This window comes from Pseudotabrizicola algicola (genome assembly GCF_010915705.1).
In the GTDB taxonomy this organism is placed as follows: Bacteria; Pseudomonadota; Alphaproteobacteria; order Rhodobacterales; family Rhodobacteraceae; genus Pseudotabrizicola; species Pseudotabrizicola algicola.
The window spans coordinates 529437-551244 of sequence record NZ_JAAIKE010000001.1; the positions used below are offsets into that span (position 1 = coordinate 529437).

Below are 21808 nucleotides of genomic sequence, written 5' to 3' on the forward strand. Positions count from 1 at the left end.
CTAGAGCGCCGGCGTTACGTTCCAGACGTCCTGCATGTAGCTGCGGATGGTGCGGTCAGAGGAGAAGAACCCCGACCGCGCGGTGTTCAAGGCCGCCATCTTCACCCAGTTGTCACGGTCGGCATAGGCCGCATCGACGCGCGCCTGTGCTTCATCATAGGCGTCAAAGTCACTGGCAACCAAGAAGTAATCGTGATGCCAGACCCGGTGAACCAGATCGTGATACCGGCCCTTGTCATCCGGGCTGAACCGGCCCTCGGCGATCATCTGCAACACGTCTTGCAGGGTCTGGCTCGCCTCGATCGCCTTGCGGGCATGGTCGGGGTCTTGCCGGCGTGCCATCGCCTGTTCGGTCGTCATGCCGAAGAGGAAGAAGTTCTCGGCACCAACCTCCTGCAAAATCTCGACATTCGCGCCGTCCAGCGTGCCGATCGTCGGAGCGCCGTTGATCATGAACTTCATGTTCCCGGTGCCAGAGGCTTCCTTGCCAGCGGTCGAAATCTGTTCGGACAGGTCCGCCGCCGGGATCAGACGCTCTGCCATAGAGACGTTGTAATTGGCCGGATAGACGATCTTGAGCAAGTCACCGCTCACAGGGTCATTGTTAACAACCTGCGCCACATCATTGATAAGGCGGATGATTTCCTTGGCCACTGCATAGCCGGGCGCGGCCTTGCCGCCAAAGATCTTGACGCGCGGCACCCAGTTGGCGTTCGGGTTCTGCTTGATCGCTTCCCAATGGCCAATGGTCTGCAGGATGTTGAGCAGTTGGCGCTTATATTCGTGAATGCGCTTGATCTGCACATCGAACAGCGCATCGGGGTTCACGCTGATCCTTTCGTGGCTGGACAGCCAGTTCGACAGAGCCACCTTGTTCTTGCGCTTGGCCGCATCAAAATCCTTGCGGAAGGTCTTGGTATTGATGGGTTTTTCCAGACCTTTGAGAAGATCGAGGTCTGCCTCCCACCCGCTGCCGATGGTATCCGTGATCAGATCTGACAGCGGCTTGTTGCACATCTTCAGCCAGCGGCGGGGCGTGACACCATTGGTCTGGTTCACGATCCGGTCAGGGTGCAGCGCGTGCAATTCCGGGAACAGGTTCTTCTTGACGAGGTCCGAATGCAGCGCCGACACGCCATTGACCTTGTGGGCCATGATGAAGGCCAGCTCGCCCATCCGCACCTCGTGGTGCTTGACGATGCCTACGTAGTGCGGCCGGCTGTGGTTTTCGGTCTTGTGCCAGTGGTCGATCTGCTCGACAATCTGCATGTGGCGCGGCAACACGTTGCCGAAGGTAAAGGTGGCCCAGCGTTCCAGCGCCTCGGGCAGAAGCGTGTGGTTGGTATAGCCAAGGCAGGCGCGTGCGACGGGCAGCGCCTCGTCAAACGGCATGCCGTGATCGTCGACCAGAAGCCGGATCAGCTCCGGTCCGGCGATTGCCGGATGGGTGTCGTTCATCTGGATCGCGACATGGTCGGGCAGCTTGCGCAGGTCGGACTGCGACGCAAGGAAACGGCGCAAGATGTCTTGCAGCGCAGCCGAGGTCAGGAAAAACTCCTGCTTCAGGCGCAGTTCCTTGCCCTGATATGTGGTGTCATCGGGGTACAGCACGCGGCTCAGCGTGCGGGCAAGCGCCTCCGGCTCGGCAGCGGCGGCGTAATCGCCCCGGTTGAAGCGATCAAGGTCGAACATGGTGGTGGGCAGCGCGCCCCAGAGCCGCAGCGTATTGGCCCATCTGCCCTGCCAGCCCACCACGGGGGTGTCATGCGCCGAAGCCACCACGGTTTCACCGGGAACCCAGTGATTGCGCCCGTCCCTTTGTTCGACATGGCCCTTGAAAGGAATGACATAGGCAGCCTCGGGGCGGGCAAACTCCCACGGATGCGCTTGCTTGAGCCAGTCTTCCGGCGTTTCCACCTGCCGCCCGCTTTCAAACCGCTGGCGGAACAGACCATGTTCATAGCGGATGCCATAGCCGTAGGCGGGACAGCCAAGCGTGGCCATCGATTCCATGAAGCAGGCCGCCAACCGGCCCAGCCCCCCGTTGCCGAGCGCCGCATCCGGCTCGTCTTCGACAATCGCACGGAAATCGAGCCCGAACCCGGCCATTGCCTCTTCGGCCTGATCGCGCAGACCAAGGTTGACCGTCGCATCTTCAAGGATGCGCCCGATCAGAAACTCCATCGACAGGTAGTACACCCGCTTGTGATCGGCAGCCCATGTCTTGCGGGTAGACGCAAACCACGGCTCCATGATCTGGTCACGGATGGCAAAAGACAGCGCCATGCGCCAGTCATACATGCTGGCATGGTCGGCATCCTTGCCCAGAGTAAAGGCCAGATGCCGCAGGATGTTTGCTTTCAACGCAGTCGGATTGGGGCTGAGATCGTTCACAACGGGTTCCACAATTAGAGGCGGCTGCACAACAGCCTGAGGCTAGGCTCATGGTTGACAGGGTCAAGCACCCGCAAACCATCCGCCACATCCCCAGCCCGCCTCACCGCAAGCCTAGTCTAACAGTTACCGCAAACATTCCCCAAAAGCACGGAATTTAACATATTGAAAATCAATGGCTTACATCTTTCAAAGCGCTTTGAAAGCCTTTTGGCCCATCTCTTTGCCCGAAGGCGCCCAAAGTGCGCCACAAGGCAAGCCATCGCCCGACTTGCCCATTAAGCGGGCATCACCGCTGTTTGCGCAGCAAAGATTGCGTCGTGTAGACAAGGATCGCAAGCCCCACAGCCCCGACCGCCCCCACCGCCAGCAGGACCAGGACATCGATCGGCCCGCCGATATCGCGCAGCCTCGATGAGGTGATGCGTTGCACGAACATCACCGAAGCGATTGCGCCGAAGGGCATGGAAAGCTGTGCCAGAAGAAATCTGCGCATCGAAAGGCTGCGGTCGCGCAGCAGGACGAACACATAGGCCAGCGTGACCAGAAATGCCAGAACCGCCAAGGCCCAGAAAAGGCTCTGCCCGAACATCTCCTCCCAGACCGCAATCAGCATCGGCAAGGTCAGTTCTTTCATGATGCCCCCTCTCAGGCTTTGCCGCGCAGCATGGCGTTGTAGGTGGGTTTGAGTGCGGTTTCCTTCATCAGCCAGCTGATCCAGAGCTCCTCCAAGGGCGCGATGACCCCGGGGAACGACGGCACCAGATTATCCTGGTAGTCGAATTCGATGAGCATGGCGCGCCCGATGCGGGTGATCAGCGGGCAAGAGGTATAGCCGTTGAACACCGCCGTGCCCTCTTTGTCCTGCAAGGCCGCAACCAGATGATCCTCGACCACCGGAATATGCCATTTGACCGATGCGGCGGTCTTGCCCTTTGGAACACCATTGATGTCGCCGATTCCGAAGACATTGGGAAAACGCAGGTGGCGCAGGGTTGATGGGTCAACCTCGATCCAGCCTTGGTCCACCCATTTATCCTCCCATGACAGGCCCGATTGCCGCACGACGCGCGGGGCGGTCATCGGAGGAATCACGTTGATGAAGTCATAGTCGATGGTCTGCCTGACTGCCGGGGTCTCGACGATGACGCCATTCTTGATCGACTGCGAGGCAGGTATCTCATAGGTGGCGGTCTTGGCTCCCGGATCGATGCACTTGAGTTCATGATCCCAACGCACGTCCACGCCGCGCTCGCGGAACAGCAGCTTGACCTTTTCGTTCACAATCGGAACGCCGAACAACGTCTTGTTATGCGCCGCATAAATGATCTGGCTCCTGTCCCGTGTGCCTTTGCGGCGCAGATAGTCATCGGTGAGGAAGGCGTATTTGAGCGGCGCTCCGGCACATTTCATCTCGGTTGCGGGGCGCCCGAACAGGGCGGTGCCGCCCTTGTCGGTGAAGGCATCCATCGCACGCCATGTGGCCTCGGCGTAGTCTGGTCCGGCATAGACCGCGCCGATACCATCCTTGCCAACCCGTTCCAGTTCGAACCCCTCGACCCCCGCCCAGTTGAGCGTCAGGCCCGTGGCGACGATCAGGTAATCATAGGGCACGTTGATGCCACCCATCGTGCCCACACATTGCGCGACCGGATCAATCTTGATGGCATAGTCCCCTATCCAGTTGACCGACTTCGGCAACCAGCTTGCCGTGGTCGATACCGCATAGCCGGCGGGTTTCAGACCGGCGGCAATCAGGGTAAAGCCCGGTTGATACCAATGCTCTTTGCGCCCGTCGACGATCGTGATCGATGCGCCATCCAGACGGCTTGCCAGCCGGTTGGCAATCCCCGTGCCGCCCGCCCCGGCCCCGACAATCACAATACGCGCCTTGGTGCGCAGCGGCGCCGGTGCGGCTGGCGCTGCGCTGCCAAGGCCGGCAAGTGCGATCCCTCCGGCAGCCGCAGCGAGGAAGCCGCGACGCGTTGCCAACGTTCCGTGCAGGTCCCGTGATCCGGTCATTGATGCCTCCCATACCTTCTATTCGTATAATTGAATGCAAGGCGTGTCGTGCGTCATGATCCAGATCAATCTTTTGGCGTTTCGCCCATGCTTTGGTCATCTGCACTCAGACTTTTTTCGACCTGTCCGGGGGCAATCTGATCTGGATCAACCCGGCAAGGGCTTTGCTTGCGCATTCTGCGCCAACCCCTTGCGCGGAGATGTGCCATGCGCCTGACGACCCGAACCAATCTTGCCATGCGGACGCTGATGTTCTGCGCGGCCAATCCGGACCGTATCGTGCGCAAGCGCGAGGTGGCCGACGTGTGCAATGCCAGCGAGAACCATCTGGCGCAGGTCATCCATCTGCTGGCACAAAAGGGCTATCTGCGCACGGTCCGGGGCAGAGCGGGCGGTCTGATGCTGGGCAAAAGCCCGGACAGGATCAGCGTCGGCGCGGTGTTCCGCCAATTCGAGGCAACGCTGCCCTTCGCCGAATGTTTCGCGGGCGAGGAATGCAACTGCCCCCTGGTCGGGGCCTGCCGCCTGAAGCGGGCGCTCGCGCAGGCGCTCGATGCGTTCTATGCGGAACTCGACGGCGTCACCGTCGCGGATCTGATGCGCAACAACACCGACCTTACGAGCCTTCTCAAGGTGGCCTGACCGGCGCTAATGCCGTGGCTGGCCCGACCCGACCAAAGCCAAAAGCGGCGAGATCACCCGTGTTGCGACCGGAATCAGCAGAAGCCCCAGAACCAGCCCGAAGATGCCATCCATCACGGCCTTGGCCAGCCATTCCACCGCCCCGGCGACAGGCGCTGCGGCCTGCCCCAGAAGTGCGGCGACGTCATGGATATGATGGCCCAGCCAACCCAGCCCCAGCTCCTCCAGCCCGTGGATCACGATAGAGCCGCCCACCCACAGCATCGCAAGTGTGCCGACAAAGGACAGAACCGCCAGCAGACGGGGCATGAAGGCCACCAGGGCGCGTCCGATGCTGCGCCCTGCCCCGCTGCGCCCCGTGCTGGCCATGTGAAGCCCGACGTCATCCATTTTGACGATCAGCGCCACCACGCCGTAAACCGCCACCGTGATCACGATACCCACCACGACCAGCGTGACAGCCTCCATCCAGAGCGTGCCTTGCGGGATGGCGGCCAGCGCAATGGTCATGATCTCGGCCGACAGGATGAAATCTGTCTTGATGGCACCGGCAATCTTTTCTTCCTCCAGATGCGCGGGATCGCCGGGTGAAAGATCTGCCACCACCACCCCATCCCCGTGGGGGAACAGCGCGTGAAATACCTTTTCCGCGCCTTCAAAGCACAGATAGGCCCCGCCCAGCATCAAAAGCGGCGTGATCGCCTGAGGCAGGAAGGCCTGCAACACCAAAAGACCGGGCAGCAGGATCAGCAGTTTGTTGCGGATGGACCCGAGCGCGATGCGCCAGATGATTGGCAATTCGCGGTCCGCTGAAAATCCGGTGACATATTTCGGCGTGACCGCGGCATCGTCGATCACCACACCGGCCGCCTTGGCACCCGCCTTGGCCGCTGCCGCCGCGATATCATCGACCGACGCGGCCGCCACCTTGGCAATCGCGGCCACATCATCAAGCAAAGCCAGCAAGCCGCTCATCTTTTCACCCCGAGGTTACGGGTTATTTCTAGCCGATGCTGCAAGCGAAGGCAAAGCCCGCCTGCGTTAGCGCAAACAGCCAAAGTTTGCGCTAACATCATGATTTTATGTCGTTTTTAATCTATGCATCTGCCCGCCCGCCTTGTAACGGACGGGGTATGTTCACGCAGGAGAGAAGCATGACCATCACCGTCGGGATCAATGGCTTTGGCCGCATCGGGCGTTGCACTCTGGCCCATATCGCCGAGTCCAACCGAAATGACGTGCAGGTGGTGGCGATCAACGCCACCGGGCCGATCGAGACGAATGCGCATCTGCTCAAATACGACTCGGTGCATGGCCGCTTTCCCGGAATGATCAAGGTCAGCGGCAATACGCTTGATCTGGGGCGCGGCCCGATCCGGGTGCAAAGCACCTATGAACCGGCCGAGCTGGACTGGGGCGGCGTCGATGTGGTGCTGGAATGCACCGGAAAGTTCAACGACCGTGACCGCGCTTCGGTGCACCTGACGCGCGGGGCCAAGCGTGTGCTGGTCAGCGCACCGGCCAAACGCGCCGACATGACAGTCGTTTACGGCGTGAACCATCGCCAGCTGACCGCCGAGCATCAGGTCGTTTCAAACGGGTCTTGCACCACCAATTGCCTTGCACCCTTGGCCAAGGTGCTGAACGACGCCATCGGGATTGAATCGGGCATCATGACCACGATTCACAGCTACACGGGCGATCAGCCCACGCTCGACCGACGTCACAAGGATCTTTACCGCGCGCGCGCCGCCGCAATGGCAATGATCCCCACCACCACCGGCGCGGCCAAGGCGCTGGGCGAGGTTCTGCCCGAACTGGCGGGCAAGCTCGATGGCACCTCGCTGCGCGTCCCCACCCCGAATGTCAGCGCGGTGGATCTGACCTTCATCGCGGCCAAAACCGTGACAGTGGATGATGTGAACCAGATCGTGCGCGAGGCCTGCGCCGGATACATGGGCATGGTCATGGCCTATGATCCCGAACCCAAAGTCTCTATCGACTTCAATCACACGCCCCACTCGTCTATCTTTGCCCCCGATCAGACACGTGTCGTGGGCCGTTCCGTTCGCGTCTTGGCATGGTATGACAACGAATGGGGCTTCTCCTGCCGCATGGCCGATGTGGCTGGCGTGATGGGGCGGCTGTTGCACTAGGGGGGCGTGGCCCCGTCAGGGGGAACGCGTGAGCGACCGCATGGCGCTGATCTTCGGAGGCGTGATCGTGGCGGCCATCGCCGGTGACCTGCTGTTGAACGACGGCGCCGCGATGCTGTTTCTTCTAGTGAAATTTGCCGATATGATCGAATGGCTGGCATTCTGGCGCTGACAGCGCCAGTCTGCCGTTGCTTTTTGCTGTCGACTCGTGATGTTAGCGCTAAACGTGACGGTCGAGTCGCTTTTCAAAGGAGATTGCCATGACGGTAAAGGTTGCCATCAACGGATTTGGGCGCATCGGGCGCAACGTGCTGCGCGCGATCATCGAATCGGGCCGCACCGATATTGAGGTGATCGCGATCAACGATCTCGGCCCGGTCGAAACCAACGCGCACCTGCTGCGCTTTGATTCGGTGCATGGTCGCTTTCCCGGCACTGTCACCACCGGCGATGACTGGATCGACGCGGGTCGCGGCAAAATCCGTGTGACAGCCCTGCGGAACCCCGCCGATCTGCCTTGGGGCGATGTCGATGTGGTGATGGAATGCACCGGCATTTTCACCAGCAAGGAAAAGTGCCAGGCCCATCTGGAAAACGGGGCCAAGCGGGTGCTGATTTCGGCTCCGGGCGACGGGGCTGACAAGACCATCGTCTACGGCGTGAACCACGGCACGCTGACCAAGGACGATCTGGTGGTGTCGAACGCGTCTTGCACCACGAACTGCCTGTCGCCTGTCGCTTATGTGCTGAACGAGGTGATCGGCATCGAGAAAGGCATGATGACCACGATCCACAGCTATACGGGCGATCAGCCCACGCTGGACACCATGCACAAGGATCTCTACCGGGGCCGCGCCGCTGCGCTCTCGATGATCCCGACCAGCACCGGCGCGGCCAAGGCCGTTGGTCTGGTTCTGCCCGAACTCAAGGGCAAGCTCGATGGTTTTGCCATTCGCGTCCCCACCCCCAATGTCAGCGTGGTGGACCTGAAGTTCGTCGCCAAGCGCGAAACCTCGGTGGCTGAAATCAACGCGGCGATCAAATCGGCCGCCGATGGCAAGCTCAAGGGCATTCTGGGCTATACCGAATTCAAGAACGTCTCGTCCGATTTCAACCACGACCCGCATTCCTCGGTGTTCCATATGGACCAGACCAAGGTGATGGATGGCACTTTCTGCTCGATCCTCACCTGGTATGACAACGAATGGGGCTTCTCGAACCGGATGGCCGACACGGCGGTGGCGATGGGCAAGCTGATCTGACGATCACATTCTCCGCGCGCATGTTTCGGGCCGGTCACCATTCGTGACCGGCCCATTCTTTTTCTCCTCAGGGCGAAGGGCTATCGTCTCGGCATGGATTTGATTGTTTTTCTTGCCATTCTTTCTGGCCTGTTTCTGGCCATAGCCCTGTCCGAGCCGCTTGCGGCCCGGTTGCGCCTGCCTGTTACCGTGATTCTGGCCGCAGTCGGCATCGGGATCGGGGCGGCGGCGTCGTGGTTCTTCCGCACCGACATGACCGATGCGTTGAACCCCGTGGCGCTTGCAATCTTGAACCTGCCGATTTCTTCTGACCTTTTCATCTACATTTTCCTGCCGGTTCTGATCTTTCAGGTTTCGCTGACGCTGAACCTGCGGCGCTTGCTTGATGACTGGGTGCCGGTTCTGGTGATGGCCGTGGTCGCGGTTGTGGTGGCGACCTTCGTCATAGGCATGGCGCTCAAGCCGTTTACCACGCTGCCGCTGATCGCGTGCCTGTTGATCGGGGCCATCGTCTCGACCACCGATCCATCGGCGGTGGTCAGCATTTTCCGCGCCACGCCCGCTCCGCAGCGGCTGGCCCGCATCGTGGAAGGGGAAAGCCTGCTGAATGACGCGGCGGCCATCGCGCTGACTTCGGTGTTTCTGGTGGCAGTCGCCGCCCGCGATGCCGAACCCAATATCGGGCTGGCGCTGCTGCAACTCCCGTGGCTGATCGCGGCGGGGGCTGCAGTCGGTTGGCTTGTCGGGCGCTTTGCCGTCCAGATGATGGGCTGGATGAACCCGTGGCCCTTGGCGCAAGTCTCGGTCAGCTTTGCCACGCCCTTTGTCACCTTCCTGCTGACCGATCAGGTGATCGGAGCTTCGGGCGTGGTGGCGGTGGTTGCGGCAGGCATGACGGTCAATTTCTCTGCTCCAGGCCGCATTTCGCCGCCCGCGCTGTCTCAGCTTCGCGACGCATGGGGGCTGATTGCCTACTGGGCGGGGGGGCTGATCTTCGTGCTGGCGGCCCTTCTGGTGCCGCGCATTCTCGCCAATCTTCGGCCCAGCGATATCGGCCTGATCCTCGTGACCGTGGTGGCCGCCTTTGTCGCGCGGGCCATCGTGCTTTACGGCATCCTCCCCCTGCTGACCGCCGCCCGCCTTTCACCGCGGGTCGACTCGCCCTATCGGCTTGCGATCCTCTGGGGGGGACTGCGCGGCGCGGTTACCCTGGCGCTTGCGCTTGCCGTCACCGAAAACCCCGCGATCTTTGTCGAGACAAAGCGGCAGGTCGGCATCATCGCGACCGGATTTGTGCTGTTCACGCTTCTGGTGCAGGGAACCACGCTGCGCCGGGTGATCTCGCTGCTGGGGCTGGATCGCCTCTCGCCGCTGGATCGAGCGCTGTCCGATCAGGTGGTGGCGGTATCGCTGCAACAGGTGCGCGAGACGGTATCGGAAACCACACGCGGGATGGACCTGACCCCTGCCATCGTGCGGGAAGAGGCGGTCCGCTTTGGCGAAAGGCTGAACCTTGCCGTCGAACGCGCGGATGAGGCGCGCGACATCCTTGAAAAGGACCGGGTGACGCTGGGCCTTCTGGCATTGGCGGGGCATGAGCGGGATCTGATCCTTGATGCGTTTCGGGAAAACCTGATGTCGGCCCGTCTTGCCGACCGCATGCTTGCCGATGCCGACCGTCTGATCGAGGCCACGCTGACCGAAGGACGCTCCGGCTATCGGGCGCAGGCCCGCCGCGCCCTTGCCGCCGGGCGCAGCCTGCGCGCCGCCGAATGGCTGCACAACCGTTTTCGCATCAAGCTGCCGCTGGCCCATCTGACAGAAGACCGGTTCGAGGCGCTGGTGGCGCATCGCCAGATGCTGCGTTCGCTGACCGGCTTTATCGAAACCCGGATCATGCGTATCCATTCACGCCGCGTCGCGGGTCTGCTGCATGACCTGATCAAACGCCGGATCGAGGATGCCAATCGCGAGATGGAAGGGTTGCGCACCCAGTTCCCCGGCTATGCCGAAGAGCTGGAGCGTCGGTTGATCAGGCGCCTCGTGATGCAGCGCGAAGAGGCCGAATACGACCAGATGACCGCAGATGGTCTGATCGGTCCGGAACTCCGGCTTGCCCTGCGCGCCCAGACCGAGGCGGAAGGCACCCTGCTTGCTTCGCGTCCCCGTCTCGACCTGCGCCTGCAACGCCGCGATATCGTGCGCAGCTTCCCGCTTTTTTCCGACCTTGACCCGGACTCGCTGGCGCAACTGGCGCGGCATATGAAAACCGTCTACGCCAAGCCGGGAGATACCCTCATGCGCAAGGATGACAAACCCGACCGCGTCTGGTTCATCGCGTCAGGGGCGGTAGAGGCAGAGCAGGCGGGCAGCCGCTTCCTGCTCGGGCGCGGCGAGATGTTCGGCCAACTCTCGCTCCTGCTGCGCCGCTCGCGCCGGGCGCGGGTGACGGCGATCAGCCATACCACCTTGCTCACCCTGGAAGAGGGGCGCTTTATCGACCTGCTGAAGAAAGCCCCCCAGCTTTGCAAGGCGGTGCAGGCCAGTGCGGAAAAGCGCGGGGTCGCCCTTGATGCGAGCCAGTTGCCGCTGCCCGCCGACCCGACGCCGCCGCGCTTCGGCTTTTTGGCCAAGGTCGCGCGGGCGGCGCGCTAGCGGGGCCTAAAGCCGCGTGCCGAACCTGCGGCGCAAGGCGGCATCCACCGGCGGTGTCACAAATTTGGAAACATCGCCCCCCAGACGGGCGATTTCCTTGACGAGCTTGGAGGCAATCGCCTGCCGCCGCGCATCGGCCATCATGAACACCGTCTCGATGCTGGCATCCAGCGCGCGGTTCATGCCAACCATCTGGAATTCATATTCAAAATCGGCCACCGCGCGCAGGCCCCGCACAATCACGCTGGCCCCTACATCACGGGCGCAATCGATCAGCAGGTTCTCGAACGGATGCACCACAATCTCGCCGCCCGTCCGCGCGGTGATGGCGGCACATTCCGCCTCGACCATCGCAACACGCTCTTCCAGCGAGAACATCGGCCCCTTGTCGCGGTTGATGGCAACGCCGATCACCAGCCGATCTACCAGCGCCATTGCCCGCTGGATGATATCGACATGCCCCAGCGTAATAGGATCGAAGGTGCCGGGATAAAGGCCGATGCGCATGGGTTCCCCCGTTTCAGATTGCGCGCACGCAACATTATTATGTGCCGGAATACAAGCAGGAAAGTGCCAGACCCGCTGCCCGCGCCTCGCGCCTTTTCGCTATCCTGAACACCGGTCAGGGCGGCAGAGGGCCGCCCCTTTGGGCGCGGTCAGAACCCCTTGATCATGCCTTCCAGCGCGTCTTTTTCAGCCGCCAGTTCCATCAGCCGCGCCTTGACCACGTCACCGATGGAAATCAGCCCCACCATCTGTCCGCCTTCCACCACCGGCATATGGCGGAAGCGGCCTGCCGTCATCCGTTCCAAGACCGAATCCGCGCTTTCGCCGCAGGCGCAGCTTTGCACCGACTTGGTCATGATCGCCTCCACCGGCGAGGAAAGGCAGCGCTCACCCTGCCGCGCCACTTGCGACACGATATCGCGCTCCGAAACGATGCCCAGAATGGTCTTGCCGTCGTTGGAAACGACGACCGTGCCAATCTTGTGCGCGGCCAGTATCTCGGCCACCTGCCGCACGTCGGTGCTAGTCGGCACCGTGGTAACCTCGTCGCTGGCCTTGAGTTTCAAAATCTGCTGAACAATCATGCCCATCCTCCCGTGACGCGATAGCCCAAGGGTCAGCGCGCGGCCCCCTCTCTGTCAAGCGTCCTGTGCGCCTTGTGGCACCTTCGTCATAGCCTCGAGCCGCTGCACCTCCCGCCGTATGCCCTGCGCAAGCCTGTCAGCAAAGCGCGACAGCCGCGCCGAATGGGCGTCGCCTTCATGCCGGATCAGCCAGAACGCCCGCGTCAGGCTCAGGGCCTCGGGCAAGACCTTGACCAGTTCGGGCGCGAAGGGCAGCGCGAAATCATGCGCAACCCCGACCCCTGCCCCCGCGCGCAACAGGTTAAGCTGCACTGACACCGAATTGGACGCGGCGCGCGGTGTGCTCGCCCCGAGCGCCCCCAGATAATCCAGTTCCTTGTCAAAGATCATGTCCGCGATGTAGCCCACCACCCGATGCGCCCCCAGATCGGCCAGCGTGCGCAAAGGCGGTGCGCCCGCCAGATAGTCGGGATGCGCGGCCAGATGCAGGTGGTAGTCTGTCAACTTCTGAACCGTCAGCCGTCCCGCCTGCGGCCTGCTGACGCCGATGGCCAGATCGGCCTCGCGCCGAGAAAGATTGAAAACACGCGGCAGAGCCACGATCTGCACCTCGAGCGCCGGATTCTCGTCGCAAATGGCGCGGATCACCTGCGGCAGGATGTAATTGGCGCAGCCATCGGGCGCTCCCAGCCGGATTTGTCCCGACAGCCCCACGCCGCCGCCGCCCCCGAGCGAATCCTGCGCCGCGATCAGCGCCGCCTCGGCCGCTTCGGCATGCGGCACCAGCTTGGCCCCTTCCTCGGTCAGCGCATAGCCTTGGGGTGACTTCAGGAACAGCCGCGCACCGGCGCCTTCCTCCAGCCTTGCCACACGTCGCCCCACAGTGGCCGGATCAAGCAAAAGCCGCTTGCCCGCCCCTGAAAGCGACTCGGCCCGCGCCACCGCCAGAAAAACCCGCAGATCGTCCCAGTCCATGCCTTTGCAATCCTGCAAAACCCCTTTGGGATAATGTCGCTTTATCCGACTTTTCCGCAAGACTATACTGCGCGAAATGCAAAGGGAGACTTCCATGAAAGAGATTGGTCACTGGATCAACGGCAAGCATGTGTCCGGCACCTCGGGCCGCTTTGCCGATGTGTTCAACCCCGCCATCGGTGAAGTGCAGGCGCGTGTGGCGCTGGCCAGCAAGGCCGAACTTGATGCCGCCACCGCCGATGCTGCACGCGCACAGGTGAAATGGGGCGCGACCAACCCGCAGCGCCGCGCCCGCGTCATCATGAAATTCGTCGACCTCCTGAACCGCGACATGGACAAACTGGCCGAGGCGCTGTCCTCGGAACATGGCAAGACCATTCCCGACGCCAAGGGCGACATCCAGCGCGGGCTGGAGGTGATGGAGTTCTGCATCGGCGCGCCCCACCTGCTCAAGGGCGAGTTCACCGACAGCGCAGGCCCCGGAATTGACATGTATTCCATGCGGCAACCCATTGGCGTCGCTGCCGGAATCACGCCCTTCAACTTTCCGGCGATGATCCCGATGTGGAAGATGGGCCCCGCGATTGCTTGCGGAAATGCGTTCGTGCTCAAACCTTCGGAACGTGCGCCGACAGTGCCGCTGATGCTTGCCGAGTTGATGCAAGAGGCAGGTCTGCCCGATGGCGTGTTGCAAGTGGTCAACGGCGACAAGGAAGCCGTCGATGCCATCCTCGACAATCCCGAGATTGCCGGCGTCGGTTTTGTCGGCTCTACCCCGATTGCCGAGTACATCTACGGGCGCGGTTGTTCCAACGGCAAACGGGTGCAGTGCTTTGGCGGCGCCAAGAACCACATGATCATCATGCCCGATGCCGATCTGGATCAAGCCGCTGACGCGCTCATCGGCGCAGGTTATGGCGCGGCGGGCGAACGCTGCATGGCGATTTCGGTCGCGGTGCCGGTGGGTGAGGAAACCGCAGACCGGCTGATCGAAAAGCTGGTCCCGCGGATCGAGAAGTTGAAGGTCGGTCCCTATACCGCTGGAAACGATGTGGATTATGGCCCCGTCGTCACCGCTGCGGCCAAGGCGAACATCCTGAAGCTGGTGGAATCGGGCGTGGCGCAAGGTGCCAAACTGGTGGTCGATGGCCGCGACTTCAAACTTCAGGGCTATGAGAACGGCTTCTTCGTCGGCCCGCACCTGTTTGACCATGTGACCACCGACATGGACATCTACCGGAAAGAGATTTTCGGTCCGGTCCTCTCGACCGTGCGCGCCAAATCCTATGAAGAGGCGCTCGGCTATGCGATGGACCATGAATACGGCAACGGCATCGCGATCTTCACCCGCGATGGTGATACCGCCCGCGATTTCGCCGCCCGCATCAACGTAGGGATGATCGGCATCAACGTGCCGATTCCGGTGCCGCTGGCCTATCACACCTTCGGCGGCTGGAAGAAATCCTCCTTCGGCGATCTGAACCAGCACGGGCCGGATGCCTTCCGCTTTTACACGCGCACCAAGACAATCACCGCGCGCTGGCCAAGCGGGATCAAGGAAGGCGCAAGCCTGAACTTCAAGCAGATGGACTAAGGCACAGCTTTTTCCGCATGGCGGCGCCCCTTTTGCGGGCGCCGCTTTCGTTTGAGCAAATGATGCTGGACCGGCAAGAAAAAACGCATTAACATTCTTGAATGTGTTTTCGCCGTGACTCAGGGGACTGGCCCCTGCGCAAGGCGTTTGAGGGAGTGCATCATGCTGAAGACCAACGTTGGGGGCATTGACCGGATCTTGCGCATCGTGGTCGGCCTTGCCCTGATCGCCGGCTTTTTCCTGAACACCGATGGCGCCTATCGCTGGCTCTACCTTCTGGGCGTGATCCCGCTTGCAACTGGATTGTTGCAGACCTGCCCGCTCTATACCCTGCTCGGCATCAGCACCTGCCCGCTGAAAAAGGGCTGAGGCGCTAGGGCGCAGACACCCAGTTCTGTCGCAGACTTTCAGAATAGGCGGGGCCAGAGACGGCCTCCGGCCCCGATTTCGGCAGGACGGACCGCTGGAGGATATCCGGCAATGGCATGTCTGGCGGCAGCACGCCCAGTTCATGCAGATACGCAGGCAAATAGCCCGAGGCCAGCACGCGCCAATCCAGCGCGACACTGGGTGCAATCGTCTTGACCAGACGAAACGGCACCGTGGTGCAATTCGCCCAGATCGTGTGATACCACTCCGGTTCCGCCGCCAACTCATTGGCACGGTTCACGAAATTCATGAAAAGCTGCTTGCGCACCTCTGGCTCCAGAGACACCGGAAACAGGGAAACCCGCTCCCCCCGCGCATCGGTGCGCAGATGGACGATATCGCGCTCATCCGCGGCGATCATCACCAGTTCATAGCGCCGGAAGAACCCGCCTAGGGCCGAGTAAACCTCACCTTTCTCACGCCGGATCTCGCCCGAAAACACAATCCGCTGCCCGTCATCGAACCCGAAGCTGACCAGCACATGCGCGATCAACGGGCTGTCCCAGACCGAGGTGAACATGTCGAGCGAGGTGATCCGAGCGGCATCAACCACACGAACTTCCCAGTTTTCCTCTGCCGTATCAGCATCTTGCCAGCGAAAGTTGCGGACGTTTCTCAGCGTGACGCGGCTGCCGTCTATTTCGCCAGTCACCCCATGACGCACATCGGCGGCCCATGTCCTGTCATCCCGCGGGATCTGCATGACCCACCACAGCACAAAGCCCGCCAGCACTGCGCCCATCCCCGCCCAGATCAGCCCCCAGCGCCGCTTCAACGCCGCCCAAACCGCACTCAGGCCCAGCAGCCCGATCACAGCATGCAAGGCAAGTCCCAAGGCTCCCCCGGCGTGAAATTGCACCGCCAGCCACACCCAAACCAGCACGAAAGCCGCCGCCAGAAGCTGCGCGCCACGGCCCAAGACTTGCAGCCCCCGGCGCATCAGACCGCTCTACTCCGCCGCATGCCGACGCGGTTTAAGCATGTCCTTCAGATAGCGTCCCGTATGGCTCGCCTCGACCTTTGCCACCTCTTCCGGAGTTCCCTCTGCCACCACCTGCCCGCCGCCATCGCCCCCCTCGGGACCGATGTCGATGATCCAGTCGGCGGTCTTGATCACATCCAGATTGTGCTCGATCACCACAACCGTATTGCCCTGCTCGACCAGTTCATGCAGCACTTCCAAGAGCTTGCGCACGTCTTCGAAATGCAGCCCCGTTGTCGGCTCGTCGAGAATGTACAGCGTGCGCCCCGTCGCGCGCCGCGACAGTTCCTTTGAAAGTTTGACCCGCTGCGCCTCGCCGCCCGAAAGTGTGGTCGCCTGCTGACCCACCTTGATGTAGCCGAGCCCCACCTGACACAGCGCATCCATCTTGTCGCGGATCGCGGGAACCGCCTGGAAGAAGCCTTGGGCTTCTTCACATGTCATATCAAGAACATCCGATATGCTCTTGTCCTTGAACTTGATTTCCAAAGTCTCGCGGTTATAGCGCTTGCCCTTGCAGGTCTCGCAGGTGACGTAGACATCGGGCAGGAAGTTCATCTCGATCTTCAAGACACCATCGCCCTGACAGGCCTCGCACCGCCCGCCCTTGACGTTGAACGAGAAACGCCCGGGCTGATAGCCGCGTGCCTTGGACTCCGGCAATCCGGCGAACCAGTCCCGGATCGGCCCGAAGGCCCCGGTATAGGTCGCGGGGTTGCTGCGCGGCGTGCGGCCAATTGCGCGCTGGTCAATGTCGATCACCTTGTCCAGATGCTCGAAACCGGTGATCGTCTCGCAGGGGGCGGGCGTCTCGCGCGCGCCGTTCAACTTGCCTGCGGCGGTCTTGAACAAGGTCTCGATGGTCAAGGTCGATTTCCCGCCGCCCGAAACGCCGGTCACGCAAACGAACTTGCCCAAGGGAAAGTTCACCGTGATGTTGCGAAGATTGTTGCCCGAAGCGCCGACAACTGTCAGTTTCTTGCCGCTGCCCTTGCGCCGCGCCTGCGGCACCGCAATTCCCCGCGCGCCCGACAGATACTGCCCCGTCAGACTGGCCGGATCGGCCGCAACCTGTGCGGGGGTTCCATGCGCAATCACCCGCCCGCCATGCACACCCGCCCCCGGCCCGATGTCGAAGACGTAATCCGCCTCGCGGATCGCATCCTCGTCGTGCTCCACCACCAGAACGGTGTTGCCCTGATCACGCAGGTTCTTCAGCGTGGTCAGCAAACGGTCATTGTCGCGCTGGTGCAGCCCGATGCTCGGCTCGTCCAGCACATAGAGCACCCCCGTCAGCCCCGATCCGATCTGGCTTGCCAGCCGGATACGCTGCGATTCCCCGCCCGAAAGCGTTCCGGCGTTGCGCGACAGCGTCAGATAGTTGAGCCCCACATTCACGAGAAACCCCAGCCGCTCGCGGATTTCCTTGAGGATCGCGCGGGCGATTTCGTTCTTCTGGCGGGTCAGCGCCTCCGGCACCGTTTGAATCCACTCGTGCGCCTCGCTGATCGACATGCGGACAACCTGCCCGACATGCAAACCGCCGATCTTCACCGCCAAGGCCTCTGGCCGCAGGCGATGGCCGCCGCAGGCCCCGCAGTCGCGGTTGTTCTGGAACCGCTCCATATCCTCGCGTGACCAAGCGCTGTCGGTTTCCTTATACCGGCGCTCCATATTGGGGATCACCCCTTCGAAGACGCGCCGCACTTTGTAAACGCGCCCGCCCTCATCGTAAGAGAAATCGATTTCTTCGCCATGAGAGCCATAAAGGAACAGCTGCTGCACATGGGCGGGCAGGTCCTTCCATTTCTTTTTCTTGTCAAACTCGTAATGCTTGGCAAGCGCATCAATGGTCTGGGTGAAATAGGGCGATTTCGACTTCGACCACGGCGCAATCGCCCCCTGCATCAGGGTCAGCCCCTGATCGGGCACCACCAGACGTTCGTCGAAAAAGAGCTCCACGCCCAGACCGTCACACACCGGGCATGCCCCGAAGGGCGCATTGAACGAGAACAGACGCGGTTCGATTTCGGCAATGGTGAAACCCGAAACCGGACAGGCGAATTTTTCCGAAAACGTGGTGCGCACCGGCTCGCCTTTGCCCTCTGCCGGGGCCGTCTCGATCACCGCAATACCATCGGCAAGGTTCAGCGCCGTGCGGAAACTGTCGGCCAGCCGCGTCTCCAGCCCTTCGCGCACCACGATGCGGTCCACCACCACATCGATGTTGTGGCGGAACTTCTTGTCCAGCACCGGCGGCTCTTCCAACTCGTAGAAGACGCCATTCACCTTCACCCGCTGGAACCCCTGTTTGCGCAGGTCCAGAAACTCTTTCTTGTACTCGCCCTTGCGGTCGCGGATGATCGGGGCCAGCACATAGGCGCGGCTGCCCTCCGGCATCTCCATCACCGCATCCACCATATCCTGCACCTGCATCGCCGTGATCGGCAGGCCGGTCGCGGGGCTATAGGGCGTGCCCACGCGCGCGAACAACAGACGCAAGTAGTCATAGATCTCGGTCACCGTGCCAACGGTCGAGCGCGGGTTCTTGCTGGTGGTCTTCTGCTCGATCGAAATCGCCGGCGACAGGCCCGAGATATGATCCACGTCGGGCTTGCCCATCATGTCCAGAAACTGCCGCGCATAGGCCGACAGGCTTTCCACATAGCGCCGCTGCCCTTCGGCATAGATCGTATCAAAGGCAAGGCTGGACTTGCCCGACCCCGACAAGCCGGTGATCACCACCAGCTGGTCGCGCGGAATATCCACATCAATGCTCTTGAGGTTGTGCTCGCGCGCGCCGCGCACCTCGATGAACTTCTGTTCCGCCATGACCATCCCCGCAATACCGCACCACAAATAGGGTCTTTCCGGCGAGTCTCCAAGGTCATTTTAAGAACAGATTAAGAACACCGCAAAAAGCGCTCAGATCCTGCGCCGCCGCTGTGCCTGAAGCGCATGCAGACCAATGCCCAAGCCGCAGGCCAGCACCGCCACCACCGCCAGCCCCCAGGGCCCTGCCCCAAGCAAAAGCGCCGCAAGAACCGGCGTGCCGGTGGTTGTGCCAAGATTGCCAAGCTGGGCAATCGCGCCCGAGGCTTGTGCCCGGCTCGCCGAGGTCGCGTTCAACTCCGGAATCGATGCGAAGCTGGCACCCTGCACCACGCCCAAGGCCGCAGCCACCCAAAGACCCCCGACGACCATTCCAAGCCCCTGCCCCCAGAATAGCGCCAATCCAAGAAAGCCCGGAACCGCCATCAGATAGCCCCATTGCACGAGCCGCACCGCCGACATCCGCCCCAGCAGCCATACCCCGAGGGTCAGGGACAGCGCGATCGAGATCAGGGGCATCCCTGCCGCCGCCAGCGCCCGCTGTCCCGCCGGAACCTCGGGCGGCACCAGCGTCAGCACCGCCACATAGAGGAAGGTATAGCAAAAGAACCCCAGTGCCGGTGCCGACAGACGCGGCGAGGCATAAATCGCCAGATGCTGCGCCACCAGCCCACCCGCTTGCGCCGGTGTGGCGGGCGGGTCTTTCGGCAACAAGAGCCGCAGCACTGCGGCCAACACCGCCATCCAAAGCGCATGCGCCACAAACACCCCGGACATGCCATAGGCCGCAACAAGCGGCGGCGCCAGCAGCGCCAAGGCGGCATAGGTCACTCCAAAAAAGCTCGACCAAAGCGTCATCGCAAGGCCCCGATACCGCTCCGCTGCCAGACCGGCGATCACCGTCGGCCCCACGACCACAATCGCCAGATGCGAGACGCCCTCCACCACGCGCGAAGCAATCATCGCTGCATAGGACAGCCCCAGCGACTGCAAGCCACTCATCGCAGCCCCCATCAGCAGCGCCGCCACAATCGCCCGCCGCGGCCCGATCCGCGCAACGAACAACCCCGCCGTTGTGCCGAACACCAGCCCCACCATTCCGACGATGGAAACGATCAGCCCCAAAGCCACCGCCGAGGCACCGGCATATTGCGCGCCCAGACTGTCAAACAGCACAGAAATCTTGCCAAATTGCGCCGCAGCCCCCAGACCTGCGCCCCAAATCGCCAGCACCGTGATCACTGCCCGCATGCCCGGCCCTTCATCTGTTTGCAAATATCCTCGGGGGGTGGCGCAAAGCGCCAAAAAGGGGGGCCGAGGCCCCCCTTTGATTCTTCGCAGAAAAGTCCTGCTCACATATGCAGGGCGCGGCCATAGGCGTCCAGAACCGCCTCATGCATCATCTCCGACAGGGTCGGGTGCGGGAAGACCGTGTTCATCAGATCCTCCTCGGTGGTCTCCAGCGAGCGGCCCACCACATAGCCCTGAATCAACTCGGTCACTTCCGCCCCGATCATATGCGCGCCCAGCAATTCGCCGGTCTTGGCATCGAACACCGTCTTGATCATGCCCTCGGGTTCCCCCAGCGCAATCGCCTTGCCATTGCCAATGAACGGGAAGCGGCCGACCTTGATGTCATGCCCCGCCTCCTTTGCCTTGGCCTCGGTCATTCCCACACTCGCCACCTGCGGGTGGCAATAGGTGCAGCCCGCAATGCTGCCCGGCTTGATCGGATGCGGATGGCCGCCCGCGATCAATTCGGCCACCATCACACCCTCGTGGCTGGCCTTGTGCGCCAGCCACGGCGCGCCCGCGATATCGCCGATCGCAAACAGACCCGGCACCCCGGTGCGGCAATACTCGTCCGTCACCACATGGGTGCGGTCGATCTTCACGCCAAGCGCTTCAAGGCCAAGGTTCTCGACATTGCCGACAATCCCCACGGCGGAAATCACCGTGTCAAACTCGTGGGTCTCGACCTTGCCATTCACTTCGATATGCGCCGTGACGCCCACCCCCGGCTTGCGGTCCAGCTTTTTGACGGCTGCCTTTTCCATGATCTTCATCCCCTGCTTCACAAAGGATTTCTTGGCAAAGGCGGAAATCTCGGCATCTTCCACCGGCAGGATGCGGTCCATCACCTCGACCACCGTGGTGTCAGACCCCAGTGTGTTGAAGAAGGACGCAAACTCGATTCCGATTGCACCCGAGCCGATCACGAGCAACTTCTTGGGCATCCGGCTCGCCACCAGCGCATGCTTGTAAGACCAGACCAGATCACCGTCCGCCTCCAGCCCCGGCAATTCGCGCGCACGCGCGCCGGTGGCAAGGATGATATTCTTGGCCGTCAATTCCTCGGTGCCCTTGTCGGTCTTGACCGAAACGACGCCCGCCTTGGGCAAGGTCGCGGCCCCCATGAACACGGTCACCTTGTTCTTCTTCATCAGGTGACCGATGCCGCCCGAAAGCTGCTTGGCCACCGCACGGCTGCGCGCGACCACGGCGGGCAGGTCATAGCCGATGCCATCCGCCTTCAGCCCGAATTCCTTGGCGCGCTCCATTAGGTGGAACACCTCGGCGCTGCGCAGCATGGCCTTGGTCGGGATGCAGCCCCAGTTCAGGCAGATGCCGCCCAGATGCTCGCGTTCGACGATCGCCACCTTCTGGCCCAACTGGCTGGCGCGGATCGCCGCCACATAGCCGCCGGGGCCTGCGCCCACCACGATCACATCAAAGCTCTGAGCTGCCATTCGTCCCTCCCTGGAAAAAGTGGT

Annotated in this window: 18 protein-coding genes; 7 read left to right on the forward strand and 11 right to left on the reverse strand. The window is 62.0% G+C overall.

The features are described from left to right. From G3572_RS02540 to G3572_RS02550, 3 genes are all read right to left on the reverse strand, one after another. Entirely contained in the window at positions 1–2394 is a 2394-nt protein-coding gene (locus G3572_RS02540) for a glycogen/starch/alpha-glucan phosphorylase (protein ID WP_164609091.1), read from the reverse strand. 289 nt (positions 2395–2683) lie between these two features. Next, positions 2684–3031, reverse strand: coding sequence for a DUF5368 domain-containing protein (locus G3572_RS02545; RefSeq protein WP_164609092.1), 348 nt, complete (start codon positions 3029–3031; stop codon positions 2684–2686). A gap of 11 nt (positions 3032–3042) precedes the next feature. After that, on the reverse strand, positions 3043–4416 hold the full coding sequence (locus G3572_RS02550) for an NAD(P)/FAD-dependent oxidoreductase (RefSeq protein WP_164609093.1): 1374 nt from the start codon (positions 4414–4416) through the stop codon (positions 3043–3045). 207 nt (positions 4417–4623) lie between these two features. On the opposite strand from G3572_RS02550, the gene G3572_RS02555 reads away from it, so the two are divergent. Further along, positions 4624–5058, forward strand: a complete 435-nt coding sequence (locus G3572_RS02555; RefSeq protein ID WP_164609094.1) for an RrF2 family transcriptional regulator — start codon at positions 4624–4626, stop codon at positions 5056–5058. Between the two features lie 6 nt (positions 5059–5064). Here the strand turns inward: G3572_RS02555 and G3572_RS02560 are convergent, their stop codons facing one another. Further along, positions 5065–6033 (reverse strand): DUF808 domain-containing protein, encoded by a 969-nt coding sequence (locus G3572_RS02560; protein WP_164609095.1) that lies wholly within the window; start codon positions 6031–6033, stop codon positions 5065–5067. 179 nt (positions 6034–6212) lie between these two features. On the opposite strand from G3572_RS02560, the gene gap (G3572_RS02565) reads away from it, so the two are divergent. From gap (G3572_RS02565) to G3572_RS02575, 4 genes are all read left to right on the forward strand, one after another. Continuing rightward, positions 6213–7214, forward strand: coding sequence for a type I glyceraldehyde-3-phosphate dehydrogenase (gap, locus tag G3572_RS02565; RefSeq protein ID WP_164609096.1), 1002 nt, complete (start codon positions 6213–6215; stop codon positions 7212–7214). Between the two features lie 28 nt (positions 7215–7242). Continuing rightward, positions 7243–7386: a hypothetical protein gene (locus tag G3572_RS21845; RefSeq protein WP_205518631.1), complete on the forward strand. Its 144-nt coding sequence runs from the start codon at positions 7243–7245 to the stop codon at positions 7384–7386. An 88-nt stretch (positions 7387–7474) separates the two neighbouring features. Next, on the forward strand, positions 7475–8476 hold the full coding sequence (gene gap, locus G3572_RS02570; protein ID WP_164609097.1) for a type I glyceraldehyde-3-phosphate dehydrogenase: 1002 nt from the start codon (positions 7475–7477) through the stop codon (positions 8474–8476). 93 nt (positions 8477–8569) lie between these two features. Further along, positions 8570–11131 (forward strand): cation:proton antiporter, encoded by a 2562-nt coding sequence (locus G3572_RS02575; protein WP_164609098.1) that lies wholly within the window; start codon positions 8570–8572, stop codon positions 11129–11131. 6 nt (positions 11132–11137) lie between these two features. Here the strand turns inward: G3572_RS02575 and coaD are convergent, their stop codons facing one another. From coaD to G3572_RS02590, 3 genes are all read right to left on the reverse strand, one after another. Then, the gene (coaD, locus tag G3572_RS02580; RefSeq protein WP_164609099.1) at positions 11138–11638 is read right to left on the reverse strand and encodes a pantetheine-phosphate adenylyltransferase; all 501 of its coding nucleotides are present in this window, start codon (positions 11636–11638) and stop codon (positions 11138–11140) included. A gap of 149 nt (positions 11639–11787) precedes the next feature. After that, a complete protein-coding gene (locus G3572_RS02585) occupies positions 11788–12222 on the reverse strand; it encodes a CBS domain-containing protein (protein ID WP_164609100.1) in 435 nt (144 codons plus the stop codon). A 54-nt stretch (positions 12223–12276) separates the two neighbouring features. Further along, positions 12277–13197, reverse strand: a complete 921-nt coding sequence (locus tag G3572_RS02590; RefSeq protein WP_164609101.1) for a LysR family transcriptional regulator — start codon at positions 13195–13197, stop codon at positions 12277–12279. A gap of 94 nt (positions 13198–13291) precedes the next feature. Between G3572_RS02590 and G3572_RS02595 the strand changes: the two genes are divergently transcribed. Both G3572_RS02595 and G3572_RS02600 read left to right on the forward strand, forming a co-directional pair. Beyond that, positions 13292–14791 carry a CoA-acylating methylmalonate-semialdehyde dehydrogenase gene (locus G3572_RS02595; protein ID WP_164609102.1) on the forward strand — a complete coding sequence of 500 codons (1500 nt, stop codon included), beginning with the start codon at positions 13292–13294 and terminating at the stop codon, positions 14789–14791. Between the two features lie 162 nt (positions 14792–14953). Further along, positions 14954–15160 (forward strand): YgaP family membrane protein, encoded by a 207-nt coding sequence (locus G3572_RS02600; protein ID WP_164609103.1) that lies wholly within the window; start codon positions 14954–14956, stop codon positions 15158–15160. Positions 15161–15164: 4 nt separating this feature from the next. Here G3572_RS02600 and G3572_RS02605 read toward each other — a convergent pair whose 3' ends face one another. From G3572_RS02605 to lpdA, 4 genes are all read right to left on the reverse strand, one after another. Then, complete coding sequence (locus G3572_RS02605; protein ID WP_164609104.1) at positions 15165–16160, reverse strand: Lnb N-terminal periplasmic domain-containing protein; 996 nt, start codon at positions 16158–16160, stop codon at positions 15165–15167. A 9-nt stretch (positions 16161–16169) separates the two neighbouring features. Continuing rightward, the gene (gene uvrA, locus G3572_RS02610) at positions 16170–19034 is read right to left on the reverse strand and encodes an excinuclease ABC subunit UvrA (protein WP_164609105.1); all 2865 of its coding nucleotides are present in this window, start codon (positions 19032–19034) and stop codon (positions 16170–16172) included. 93 nt (positions 19035–19127) lie between these two features. Continuing rightward, complete coding sequence (locus tag G3572_RS02615; RefSeq protein ID WP_164609106.1) at positions 19128–20285, reverse strand: MFS transporter; 1158 nt, start codon at positions 20283–20285, stop codon at positions 19128–19130. A gap of 101 nt (positions 20286–20386) precedes the next feature. After that, positions 20387–21784, reverse strand: coding sequence for a dihydrolipoyl dehydrogenase (gene lpdA, locus G3572_RS02620; RefSeq protein ID WP_164609107.1), 1398 nt, complete (start codon positions 21782–21784; stop codon positions 20387–20389). Positions 21785–21808 lie beyond the last annotated feature (24 nt).